The following is a 12573-nucleotide window of genomic DNA, read 5'->3' as shown; positions in this document are numbered from 1 at the left end:
ATTAACTTCCATAAGTTTAAGGATAGAAAGACAAAGGCTTTATTTTTCAAAGATGCAATCTAATTCCTATTATTACCAATTAGGTTTTTCCATAAGTCAGTTAACACTATCATTAGATTATAAGATATTTAGTATGTGTTTACTTTCAAAAAAACGCTATCTTCGTCCAATTCTCTTGCAGACATTCCCAAAGTCTTTTTACATACCGCTGCAAAGTGAGATGGACTGTCAAATCCAGCCATGACTGCGGCTTCTGTTTTATTTTTATTAGAAAAAACATACAACATTGCTTTTTGTAATTTATGCAATACTAGGTATGAGCATAGGCGCATACCTGTTTCTTTTTTAAATAAATGAGATAATCGACTTTTGGATAAAAACAAGCTTTTAGCCATTTCTTCAATACTGTGCTCAGTATTGGTACAGTTTTTAATTCGAGAAAGCAGGCTTATAATTCTCTCGTCCATGACGGTATAAGCATCTGTGCTTATCTGTAGTATTTGGAACAATTGCGTATAAAACTTAAGGTAATGCTCTTTATCCAAAATAGGATAGCACCTCTGAAGTATGTATTGGATTAAGTTTATTGACTCATCATCAATAACATAGTACGATTGCCCTCTTAAATATTTCTGATTCAGTTGTTTTGCTATGATAGAAGAGCTATCAATTAGGAAGAAAATTTGCGCATCTTGATTACTATAAAAGGTATGATCTGTGTTTGAACTTAAAATGATGCCCTTGCAGTAAAATTGTTTTTCTCCTATTGATATACTAAATTCATGGCGAATGGAAATAGATATTTGAAGCATTAAATGACTATGTTTATCCGCATCAATTTTATCTGTAACTGCAGCAATATGGTCATTACCAGCATATACATACATCATAATCAACTCCCTTTCCTATAACACTAATATGAATACTTCCCATTTCACATTAATTATTTAGTTTTTAACGTACAATATAAAAATCACAAAATTATTGTAATTTTGCACTCAAAAGTTATTGTATCCTTTCGAGGCACAATAATAATAATAATAATAATAATAATAATAATAATAATAATAGAATATAAAATCCTCGTAAGCCTGACAGTACGCACAACAATAATAGGATAGGATATTTCACCCTAGTGACTTGCAATAAGAAGCGAAAAAACTGTTGAAATTTCATTTAGGAATTCTTCTTTTGCTAATATAAAATTCTCGTGAGCCTTCCAGGAAGGAAGGCTAGCGAACCTGAGCCAGGACGGCGAATGTGAGCGCCAGAGAATTTTATATTAGCAAAAGATTAGAATTCCTTGATGAAATTTCCAGTTTCGAGCTCTTTTGCAAGTCACGGTAGAAATTTCCTATCCCTTTTCTATAACCTTTTATCTAATGCTAATATTTTTTCCAATCTATTTTTTAAAACACTAGCTAAAGTTCCAATAAAATACCCCGTAATAATAGCTGAAATTAGTAAAACCGGTAAATACAAATATATTCTTAAATCTTTAATTATGAAGGCAGCTACCAGTAGTTGACCTACATTATGAAAAATAGCACCACATACGCTAATTGTAGGTAGGCTTAGTGCATTCTTAAGATACTTATATAGTAATACCATTACTATATTACTAAGTAATCCACCAGCAAAACTAAACAAAAGAGCTGATAAACCACCTCCAAAAATAGAACCTAATAAAGTTCTTAGAACCATTATTAAAAATGCTTCTTTCCATCCAAATAAAATTAATGCAACTAAGGATATAGAATTAGCTAGTCCTAACTTTATCCCTGGAAATAGCACTGGAATTTGAGCCTCGATTAAATAAATAACCAAGGCTATTGCCACGAGTATACTAATTAAAACCATTTTTTTAGTCTTTTTCATATTATCACCTGTATCTTTTTCATCTTAAAATGTCCCCGCATCAATGCCATTATTTTCTTTTACTTGTTTTCCCTGAATGCTAATCATAAGCTTATTAGGTAAGCATACAATAATTCCACCTGGCTGCGTAATCTTTCCACTTTTAACACACTCTTTATGTAAACAATCAGCATCTTTTACACTAATTTCATTATGTTTAACTAGTATGGTATTAAAATGACCATTACCTCTTTTTATAGTAAACTCTTGAGGCTCTACCACCTTATTTAAATCAATAGTTTTAAATACCTTACCATCACTTTTAATTACCGCAATATTTTCTGATCCCTTAATTGAAATTTTATATATTGAAGCTGCAGCTAAGGCTATTACAACAATAACTAAAAGTACAATTCCAACTATCTTATCACCTTTTTTCATAAATAAACTCCTTATTCGTCAAATTAAAATCATCTTTAATACCCGCCGTAACATGTGGACAATATTAAAAGTATATGCCATGTTTTACGTGAACTTTTTATGATATCTCCCCCTTACCAGCTTGTTTTTAACTACATTATACCATATATATACTTTAAATAAATCTCTTATTCTGAAACTCCCACACCTAAAGGCATGGGGTTCTTAGGTACTAAATAACTCTCTTTAATATTACGAATGACATTACCACTAATTATTTTCCCTAAGAATTTCACTACCAAGCAATCCGTTGACCACATTATCGGTAGTATGCCGCCCATTTCAAGACGTTTTATTATATCCTAAACTCCTACACTACTTAAGTTATCTAATCCTTGCAATCTTACAATTTCTCTATTATGTAGTTCTAAAAACTTATCAAAATCTTTGCTACAATTATCAAGATTTATACTAAATAAATCATCATTAACGTTTTTTATTAGGTATGAAGAATATAAATCTCTTTGGATTTTGATTTGTTGACCATTATAGTCAAAATAATTCCACCTTTGAGATAACTTCTTTTTATTATATTGTTGGTTTAAGTGATTGTACTGTGAAGCTTTCACTTGCCTTGTATTAATTTCAATGTATTTTCCACCTTTAGCTTTTAACTTATTATCTAATATTTCTAAGAATTTACTAGGTGCTTTATTTGCTAATGATTTACCAAATCTCTTTTTCTTGTTGAATTTACCAGTTTTCTCATCAGTAGTTGTATTTTTAGCACGTTTTTGTAGCCCTTTAAAATTCATTTGTTCAACATAGACTACATTGCATTTTTTTACTATTTCATTGGTCATTACATTATGATCTTGCTCTCTTATGTCCTTTTGTTTCCTATATATGCCCTTAAGCCTATACTTAGCTTTGATGTATTTCTTTGAATATTTCCATTCTAATTTAGCGCCTTTTTTAATCATACCATCTTCATTAAAATTATTGGGATTAGTGCTTCGTTTACTTCTATCCATGAATCTTTGTATTCTTCGTTTTTCATTTTCAATATTTTGTACATGTGGAGCCAATTCGTATAGCTTAACATCATAATCAGAGGTACAGGCAGCCGTTTGAATGCCTATGTCAATTCCGCAATTTCCATTTCCTATATAATTTTTGATTTCTCCCGTCTCCTTGTTAAGTTTAGCAGGAACTATTCCCTCTAAAACTATTTGAAGTATATATTTATATCTCCCACGTACAAATTTTCTTTTAACTCTACAGAAACATATCCTATTTTTCAAAGCATCTATCTCATATTGGTTATTTATATTAAGCATTGTTTCAATCTCTAACCCAATCCATTTAAAGGTATTTGTTTGGATATCATATCTTATCCCAGTACCATTAGATTTGCCTTCTAATGAATTTAACGGGTTATTCTTGCCTTTAAAATGAACTTGTTCACCCGTGCCAAATAGATTTGTTTCTAAAGCTTTCCATACTCTTGATGCAACCTTCTGAGCAGTGAAACTATCTATATTGTCTTTAAATGTATGTTGCATTGATTTTACATCTTCATGAAGTGAATATTCAGTTAGCCTAAATTCTTTGAGCATTTCATTTTTAATATAAAAATATGGAGCACAAAGCTTATTAAGCTCTTCCTTATCGCATTTACTTTTATAAATATTTGATAATTCAGATTGATTATTTCTCCATTTTATAGTTTTACTAATCTCATTATACCTATTTAAGGCTTTACCTAAAATTGAATTATAAATCTTCCTGCCAATTTCAAACCTTTTATCCAATATCTCTTCTTCAAATTTTTCTGTTTTAAGCTTTAAATTTAATATGAATCGTTGCTTAGCTTCTTTTTTTGCCACTGAATTTCCACCTCGCATTCCATTAACATCTTGTTTTTGTTCTTACATATTTTTTAATGGTCTCACTATTAGTCGGGTATTAATAATATTTTTCTCATATACCTTGGACAATATACAGAATAATAGAGTTATTTTCATATGTTATAAATGTTTTTATACACTTATTACTATTTATAATAATTGTCTTGAATATCTTCAAGTGCTATCCATCCCACATCTGAAGGAGTGGGCTTTCCGCACAAATTCTGTAACATGAATCTCAGAAAATTTCAGCATAAAATAAAAACGCTGAATCAAAGTATCAGCGTTTTTATTAATTATGAAAAGTTATGTGAAAAGTTCTTTATTCCTACGCAATTTTACAAACAATATACCAGATATACTAATCATTATAATACTTAATAAGAAAAAGGTTGTAGTAATCGCTCCAGCTGCTGTGACAGATATATTATAATCTGTACTTATTTTAGCAAGTTGGTTAATTCTATCAGCAAAAACACCAATAGAATATCGTATCCACAGCACTGAAATTGCGAAAGCTAATGGAATTATTGCCATTCCTATTAAATACCCACTCTTCCTTCTTCTCTTCATCCCAATGGATCCCATAATTATTGGAAGAATAAATAGTAAAGGCAAAATAGGTCCAGTAAATTGTGAAGATAACATTAAAAACAATGCACATAACAGTGTAAAATATAGTGAGATTTTTCTTGTAGCTAAGGCTTCGTAAGTATTCATACATCTTCACTCTTTTCTTAGTTATTTACTATTTTTTAATACAGTTGATAAACTTGTGATTGATAAAGCTAATATCGAAAACCACATTATCAACATAAAAAATAACGCTTGACCACTCATATTTCTACCTCCTCGTGTTCCTTTAGAGTAGGAAACAATTAGTAATTGTTCTACCTTGTTTTCCTCTGGAGTAGATAACAATTATTATCTACCTTCCTTTTAAATTATTACTTTCTTATAAGAACCTTGTTTTGTTCAATTTCTTTTCCATAAATAGCTTTTATGCTTCTATAAGTTCCAATAAATCCGATAATAAATACCAAAAGTAAAACTATTCTTGCACCATTTACCCAGGGAATTAACTCTGGTGTTTTTGCTACAAAACTTGGTACTAATTTAAAGTATCCTTCTTGAATATATGATATAGTTGATCCAATTAGAATAATTATTATTGTTGCAGGAGTTATCCATTTAATCATAACAGTATAAATCCAATTTGGAGCTTTCCAGAATGATCCATGATTTATGTCGTCTAATGGACTTTCTTTCATGATCCAACCAGCAACAATTATTTCTATTAGACCCATTACAACAAGTAAATAAGTACCAACCCAGTTATCAAGCTCTGTGAAATAAGCAAGTTCAGCAGTTTTAGTAATTATTGGCTCTAGTGCAACTGGTAACCCAACTATTAAGTATCCAAAGAAAACAAGTATAGATGCCTTCTTCTTTGCCATACCCATTCCTTCTTCTAATATTGTTACTAAGTAATTATACATTGCAATAGCTGAAGTAAATCCAGCAAAGAATAATATCAAAAACCATAGTGTTCCAAGTGCCCTACCGCCATCCATAACTCTAAAAATATTAGGTAGTGATATAAAAGATAATCCTACTCCTGAACTTAGACCTTCTACTCCCATGAAAGCATAAGTAATTGGTATTGCAATACTTCCACCCAGTATTACTTCTGCAAATTCATTTAGTGATACTGTTGTCATTGCTGAAGCTACAATATCATCATCTTGCTTTAAATAAGAAGCATAGTTTTGAATAATTCCCATGCCGAGTGACAGCGTAAAGAAAATTTGCCCAGCTGCTGCAAGTGCTCCTTTAAAACTTAAATCACCCCATCTTGGAGTCCAAAGATAATCTAGACCTTTTATAGCAGACCAATCTGGATTAACTGGTGATCCTATTGTTAAGGTTTTATAAATTAATACAAATCCAAATATATATAGAGCAGGCATCATTAGTTTTGCCCAAGATTCGATACCCTTTTCAATTCCTCTTGTAACTGCTAACCCTAAAATTGTTAAAGTAAGGATCCAAAAACTAAATACATAAACTGGATTTTGTATATAATTAGTAAAAAACTGTGCTGTGGTTACTGTCATGTCAGAGTACCCACCAGTGATAGATAAAAATGCATAGCCTAATGTCCACCCTATCAAGTGATTATAATATGAATTTACCAATAATGTAACCCCAATAACTATCATCCCACATATAGAACCTAATATAATTGCTTTTCTAGGCTTGAGCTTGTCCCTAGATTGAATATAAATCATAAAACCTACAGTACCATGTCCATATCTTCCACCAATTCTTCCCATCATCCATTCTACCAGCATTAATGGGATTCCTATTAAGATAAGTGCTCCTACATAAGGGATCATAAAAGCTCCGCCACCGTTTTTTGCAGCTTGATATGGGAATCTCCAAAAATTACCTAGTCCAACTGAGTTTCCCGCCATTGCTAGAATGAATCCAATTTTGGATCCCCATTCTTCTCGTTTTTCTTTCATTATTAGTCCTCCTCTGTATTGTTATTGAAAGGCGTGAATAATATATTAATTATTTATAAATTATTAATATATTATCAAACTTTTCAGAATATTGCAAGCATTGTTAAATATTATTCATTTTCCTTTTTAATATATTACTCTATACTACATTAACAAACATATGTATTGAAAACCCTAAAATATTAATTACATATACACTTCTAGTCATACCAGTAAATTTTTGTGTATTTTCCAAAAAAAATAAAGTTTTTTTTAAAATAGATGGAGTAAATTTTTCAGCAACAAATTTCAAATAAGAAAAAAATACGCATTAGAATGTCTTTTTTTTAACAATCAGAATTTTCTATCATTATTTTTTTTCATTTAAATCAGTACAGATATCTTCTCCCTCTATTCCTTCTCATAAACTACTATTTTCTGTAGCTTTGTTTTCAAATTTGTGTAAAGACATCAAAAGAGGGTGCAGAATTTTGTTTCTACACCTATTCACTCTTTTCTTATTTATTGCTATGCTTTAACACTGTTGTTAAACTGGCGATTGATAAAGCTGCTATTGCAACCCACATTACCAGCATGAATCCCAACGCTTGACCAGTCATATTTATACCTCCTTATATTTGTCTGGAGTTGATAACAAGCATTAATTGCTATCAACTCCACTTTTAGATTATTACTTTCTTATAAGAACCTTATTTTGTACTATCTCTTCACCATAAATAGCTTTTAAACTCTTGTAAGTCCCAATAAAGCCAATGATAAATACAACTAGTAGAACTATTCTCGCACCATTTACCCAGGGAATTAACTCCGGTGTTTTTGCTACAAAAGTTGGTATAGCTTTAAAATATCCTTCTTGAATGTATGATATCGTTGATCCAATTAAAATAATTATTATTGTTAAAGGAGTTACAAATTTAATCATTACACTATATATCCATTTTGGTGCTTTCCAATAAGATCCATAATTTATCTCGTCCAGTGGATTATCTTTCATGAGCCAACCAGCTACAATTATTTCGATAAGACCCATTACAACCAGTAAATAAGTACCAACCCAGTTATCAAGTTCTGTAAAATAAGCAAGTTCAGCAGTTTTCGTAAGTATTGGCTCCAAAGCAACTGGTAATCCAACTATTACATATCCTATGAAAACTAAGAAAGATGCCTTCTTCTTTGCCATGCCCATGCCTTCTTGTAATATTGTTACTAAGTAATTATACATTGCAATAGCTGAAGTAAATCCAGCAAAGAATAATATCATAAACCATAGTGTTCCAAGTAACCTACCACCATCCATAACTCTAAAAATATTAGGTAGTGATATAAATGATAGCCCTACTCCTGCGCTTAGACCTTCTACACCCATGAATGCATAAGTAATTGGTATTGCAATACTTCCGCCGAGTATTACTTCTGCAAATTCATTTAAAGATACTGTTGTCATCGCTGAAGTTACAATATCATCATCTTTCTTTAAATAAGAAGCATAATTTTGAATTATTCCCATTCCCAGGGATAGTGTAAAGAAAATTTGACCTGCTGCTGCAAGTGCTCCTTTAAAACTTAAATCTCCCCATCTTGGAGACCAAAGATAATCTAGTCCTTTTATAGCAGACCAATCTGGATTAACTGGTGATCCTATAGTTAATGCTTTATAAATTAATATTATTCCAAATATATATAGAGCAGGCATCATTAGTTTTGCCCAAGCTTCTATGCCCTTTTCAATTCCTCTTGTAACTGCAAATGCTAAAAATGATAGACTAATGAGCCAGAAAGTAAAAACATAAGCAGGACTTTGTATATATTTCGTAAAAAATTGTGCTGTGGTTACAGCCTTATCTGCGTACCCGCCAGTGGCAGATAAAAAGGCATAACCTAATGTCCATCCAATCAAGTGATTGTAATATGAATTTACTAGTAGTGTAACTCCAATAACTATCATTCCACATATAGAACCTAAAATAATTGCTCTTTTAGGCCTAATCTTATCCCTTGATTGAATATAAATCATAAAACCTACAGTACCATGTCCATATCTTCCACCGAGTCTTCCCATCATCCATTCTACAAGCATTAACGGAATTCCTATTAAAATAAGTGCTCCTACATAAGGAATCATAAACGCTCCGCCACCATATTTTGCAGCTTGATATGGAAATCTCCAAAAATTTCCAAGTCCGACTGCATTTCCTGCCATTGCTAGAATAAGTCCAATTTTCGATCCCCAATTTTCTCGTTTTTCAACCATTGTTACCCTCCCTTTTGGTATTATTAATAATATATGAATTATTTATAATATATTTACAAATTACAAATTTATTACAAATATATTATCAAACTTAAATAAAACAAATAAAGGCACAGAATTTAAATTCTGTGCCTACTTTTTGAAAAATATTAAATTCATCTAATACTAATAAGCCCTTTGATCTCCATTTAATATATTCTCAATTTCTACTGCTATTTCACGCCCTTTTTTATAGGAATTAAGCCTATCTTGTGGTATAGAGTCTTTATATATGTCCTCACCAGAAAGAAAATCTATTATTCCTTTTTTTGCACTTGGCACATCTCCAACGTGGTCTATTCCATTAACTTCTCTTACTTTTGAATAATCCATGGATAATCCTCCCTATACGTCTTACAAATACTGAGCAATTATTAATACTCCAGTATCGTAAGTATTATAGTTATAGACTTCCCAATTTATAATTTTTAATTCAATCTATTATTCTGTAACATAATACCTTCTGTGATTATATTTAATGATTATTCACTAGAGCCTAACTGTTTTTTAAAAATTTAAAGGAATTTATTACATTATATATAAGAATTTTTTTAATAACAATAACCTTCACATAAATATAAATTTTCTTAGAATCCATTGTAAATTAACATATAAAAGTTTTTATGGTCATATTATATAAAAATACCTTGATTTTTAATTAATTAAACAGGGGGGCTTATATATTGAAAAAGAAAAAGTTAGTTGCGTCTTTACTAATAGCTTTGTTTGTATCTACAAATGTACTTGCTGGATGTTCAAAAAAACCTAAAGTTGTAGAGAACAAAGCACCACAAGTTTTAAATTATTATACTGTAGATGAACCAGAAACCTTGGACCCACAACAGATGACCGGATCACCTGACTTTCAGATTGCAAATATGTTTATTGAAAGTTTAGTTCGTTTTGGTAAAGAAGAAGGTAAATACGAACCAGGAGTTGCTAAAAAGTGGAGTTTAGATTCCGCAACCAATACTTACACTTTTGAGCTAAATAAAGATGCAAAATGGTCTGATGGAACAGTAGTTACTGCAAATGATTTCTTCTTTGGATGGAAGCTTGCACTTGATGGAAACAGTCAGTATGGATTTATGATCACTGATTACATTGTAGGAGCTCAAGATTATGCTGATCTTACTAGTGAAGGTTTTTATGCAGAAGCAAATGCTACATTTAAAGCTTTAGTTGATAGCAGAGATGCTGAAAATGACAAAGATAAAAAATCAGCTTTGGCTGCTAAAGTTACTGATGCTTTAAAGGCAATGCCAGCAGATCTAAAAACAGCATTTGATGCAAAGAAAAAAGATTTATGGTCAAAGGTTGGAATAAAAGAGAATAATGGAAATATTGAAATTAAACTTTCAAAGGTATGCCCTTACTTTGTGGGATTAACTGCTAATTCTGTTTATTGTCCTGTAAATGAGAAATTTTACAATGATCATAAGAGTGACTACACTCTTGAAGCTGCAGGGTTAAACAGTAATGGACCATGGATAGTTAAAGAATGGAAACATAAGGATAGCTTTACTTTAGAAAAAAACCCAAATTACTGGAATAAGAGTAATATAAAAATTGATACAATTCAGTTGAAAGTTGTTATTGATGTTGCTACAAGAACAAATCTTTTAAAGACAGGTGCTTTAGACGGTTCAGCAATTCAAGCTAATGATTTGAAGACATTCCAAGATAAAGCAGTGCTCGACCAATACAAACTCCAAGATTTAATTGATATGCCTGATTATACTGTATTCTATCTTGAATTTAACCATTTTAACAATCCAGTAACCTCTAATGTTAATATTAGAAAAGCTATATCTTTAGCTATGGACCGTAAGGGATTAGTTGAAAATGTTACACAAGGCGACCTGGCTGCACTTGCAGTAGTTCCGGATTTCTTCCCAGGTCTTAGTAAACCATTCCGTGAGGAAAATGGCAAGACTTTAATTGAAGATAATCAAAAGGATGCAGCTAAAGCGGCTTTGGCAGCAGGGCTAGCAGAGCTAAAACTAGCTAAATTACCTACTATAGATGTTTTAACAAATCAGTCTGATATTGCTAAGAAACAAGGCGAAAAGTTACAATCAGATTTAAAAGAAATTGGAATTGACATTAATCTTGTACCAGTTGCATGGGGTGATAAATTATCTAGATTGAAGGCAGGAACATTTGGTATTTGTGCTAGTGGTTGGGGACCTGATTATATGGATCCAATGACATATCTTGATTTATTTGAATCAAAAAATGGAAATAATCATGGTAAATATAATAACCCTATATATGATAAATTAATTAATGATGCTAAAAATGAATCTGATTCTAAAAAAAGAATGGGCTATTTATATGAAGCTGAAAAAATGTTAATGACTGATATGGTTATTGCACCTCAATACTTCAGAATACTTCATACCACATTTAAGGATTATTTAAATGGAGTTGTTATTAGAGGCGCTGGCCCAACCGTAGATTTTTATTGGGCTAATGTAGATATGACAAAGAAGAATAGTGAGAGCGGTAAGTAAATTACATTTTAATTATTAATAGGTAGGGTGGGATATATGTTATTTAAACGTATATCTTTCCTTTTATTAATAGGTAAATGGGTAACTTAGTATTTTCCTATATAGAGGAGGTTAAAGAATGGTTAAATACATTTTAAAAAGAATCCTTTACGCAATAATCACAATTTTATGCATAGCAACTATAACTTTTGCATTAATGAAATTGCTACCAGGAGACCCCTTTCATAATGAGAAACTGAAACCTGAATTAAGACAAGCTTTATTACAAAAATATGGATTGGATCTACCTGTTTCCCAGCAATATTTAAAATATATGAATAACTTAGTTCATGGAGATCTTGGACTTTCCTATAAATACGTTAATCGTCCAGTATCTGAAGTTATTAAAAATAGTTTTCCTAAGTCCTTTGCTTTAGGGTGGAGGGCCATGGCATACTCTTCTATTTTCGGAATACTTTTTGGTATAATAGCAGCCTTAAAACATCAGAAAGCGCCAGATTATATTATAATTTTTATCTCTATTGTAGGAGTATCCGTTCCAAGTATTGTTATGGGACCACTGCTTGCCTACTATTTTGGCGTGAATTTAGGGTGGTTGCCAGTTACCGTAACCAGCAGTGAACTTTCTATGATTTTACCATCCTTTACTTTAGGTCTTGGTACTCTAGCCTTTGTAGCTAGATTAATGCGTTCAACAACCCTTGAAGTACTGGGGCAAGATTATATACTGACTGGAAAGTCTAAAGGATTATCCACTTCTAAAATTGTATGGAGCCATGTAATTCGCAATGCTATAATGCCAGTTATTTCAGTGCTTGGACCATCCTTTGCAGCTATTATAACAGGATCTATTGTTATTGAAAATGTTTTTGCTGTTTCAGGACTTGGGGGATATTTTGTATCCACCATCACAGACCAGGATTATTCTATGACTATGGGTATAACACTGTTCTATGCAGTGCTTATAATATTATCTATTCTTTTGGTTGATATAGCATATGGATTAGTTGATCCAAGACTTAAGGTATCAAGTAAGGGGGGCGAATAGCTAA

Annotated in this window: 11 protein-coding genes; 2 read left to right on the top strand and 9 right to left on the bottom strand. The window is 31.4% G+C overall.

Going from position 1 to position 12573, the window contains the following annotated elements; translation table 11 throughout:
• Positions 1–128: 128 nt before the first annotated feature.
• From KPL50_RS11860 to KPL50_RS11820, 9 genes are all read right to left on the bottom strand, one after another.
• Entirely contained in the window at positions 129–890 is a 762-nt protein-coding gene (locus KPL50_RS11860) for a helix-turn-helix transcriptional regulator (protein WP_216298677.1), read from the bottom strand.
• Between the two features lie 475 nt (positions 891–1365).
• A complete protein-coding gene (locus KPL50_RS11855; protein WP_216298676.1) occupies positions 1366–1878 on the bottom strand; it encodes a Gx transporter family protein in 513 nt (170 codons plus the stop codon).
• Positions 1879–1902: 24 nt separating this feature from the next.
• Positions 1903–2298, bottom strand: a complete 396-nt coding sequence (locus KPL50_RS11850) for a NusG domain II-containing protein (protein ID WP_216298675.1) — start codon at positions 2296–2298, stop codon at positions 1903–1905.
• Positions 2299–2465: 167 nt separating this feature from the next.
• Positions 2466–2618, bottom strand: a complete 153-nt coding sequence (locus KPL50_RS11845; RefSeq protein WP_216298674.1) for a hypothetical protein — start codon at positions 2616–2618, stop codon at positions 2466–2468.
• 21 nt (positions 2619–2639) lie between these two features.
• Complete coding sequence (locus KPL50_RS11840; protein ID WP_253200581.1) at positions 2640–4166, bottom strand: transposase; 1527 nt, start codon at positions 4164–4166, stop codon at positions 2640–2642.
• Between the two features lie 327 nt (positions 4167–4493).
• Complete coding sequence (locus KPL50_RS11835; RefSeq protein ID WP_216298672.1) at positions 4494–4907, bottom strand: hypothetical protein; 414 nt, start codon at positions 4905–4907, stop codon at positions 4494–4496.
• A 227-nt stretch (positions 4908–5134) separates the two neighbouring features.
• On the bottom strand, positions 5135–6715 hold the full coding sequence (locus tag KPL50_RS11830) for a sodium-dependent transporter (protein ID WP_216298671.1): 1581 nt from the start codon (positions 6713–6715) through the stop codon (positions 5135–5137).
• A gap of 670 nt (positions 6716–7385) precedes the next feature.
• Positions 7386–8966 carry a sodium-dependent transporter gene (locus KPL50_RS11825; protein WP_216298670.1) on the bottom strand — a complete coding sequence of 527 codons (1581 nt, stop codon included), beginning with the start codon at positions 8964–8966 and terminating at the stop codon, positions 7386–7388.
• A 165-nt stretch (positions 8967–9131) separates the two neighbouring features.
• Positions 9132–9338, bottom strand: coding sequence for a hypothetical protein (locus tag KPL50_RS11820; protein ID WP_216298669.1), 207 nt, complete (start codon positions 9336–9338; stop codon positions 9132–9134).
• Between the two features lie 350 nt (positions 9339–9688).
• Between KPL50_RS11820 and KPL50_RS11815 the strand changes: the two genes are divergently transcribed.
• Both KPL50_RS11815 and KPL50_RS11810 read left to right on the top strand, forming a co-directional pair.
• Positions 9689–11521 (top strand): ABC transporter substrate-binding protein, encoded by a 1833-nt coding sequence (locus KPL50_RS11815; RefSeq protein WP_216298668.1) that lies wholly within the window; start codon positions 9689–9691, stop codon positions 11519–11521.
• 118 nt (positions 11522–11639) lie between these two features.
• A complete protein-coding gene (locus tag KPL50_RS11810; RefSeq protein WP_216298667.1) occupies positions 11640–12569 on the top strand; it encodes an ABC transporter permease in 930 nt (309 codons plus the stop codon).
• Positions 12570–12573 lie beyond the last annotated feature (4 nt).

Origin of the sequence: Clostridium sp. CF012 (genome assembly GCF_018861755.1) — a bacterium.
In the GTDB taxonomy this organism is placed as follows: Bacteria; Bacillota; Clostridia; order Clostridiales; family Clostridiaceae; genus Clostridium_AD.
This window is presented reverse-complemented; position numbering and strand designations above follow the sequence as displayed.

What these genes read in the sequence shown, in the direction of transcription:
- KPL50_RS11855 (WP_216298676.1), bottom strand. Translation starts at nt 1,878, where the DNA reads ATGAAAAAGACTAAAAAAATGGTTTTAATTAGTATACTCGTGGCAATA.
- KPL50_RS11835 (WP_216298672.1), bottom strand. Translation starts at nt 4,907, where the DNA reads ATGAATACTTACGAAGCCTTAGCTACAAGAAAAATCTCACTATATTTT.
- KPL50_RS11825 (WP_216298670.1), bottom strand. Translation starts at nt 8,966, where the DNA reads ATGGTTGAAAAACGAGAAAATTGGGGATCGAAAATTGGACTTATTCTA.
- KPL50_RS11830 (WP_216298671.1), bottom strand. Translation starts at nt 6,715, where the DNA reads ATGAAAGAAAAACGAGAAGAATGGGGATCCAAAATTGGATTCATTCTA.
- KPL50_RS11850 (WP_216298675.1), bottom strand. Translation starts at nt 2,298, where the DNA reads ATGAAAAAAGGTGATAAGATAGTTGGAATTGTACTTTTAGTTATTGTT.
- KPL50_RS11845 (WP_216298674.1), bottom strand. Translation starts at nt 2,618, where the DNA reads ATGGGCGGCATACTACCGATAATGTGGTCAACGGATTGCTTGGTAGTG.
- KPL50_RS11820 (WP_216298669.1), bottom strand. Translation starts at nt 9,338, where the DNA reads ATGGATTATTCAAAAGTAAGAGAAGTTAATGGAATAGACCACGTTGGA.
- KPL50_RS11860 (WP_216298677.1), bottom strand. Translation starts at nt 890, where the DNA reads ATGATGTATGTATATGCTGGTAATGACCATATTGCTGCAGTTACAGAT.
- KPL50_RS11810 (WP_216298667.1), top strand. Translation starts at nt 11,640, where the DNA reads ATGGTTAAATACATTTTAAAAAGAATCCTTTACGCAATAATCACAATT.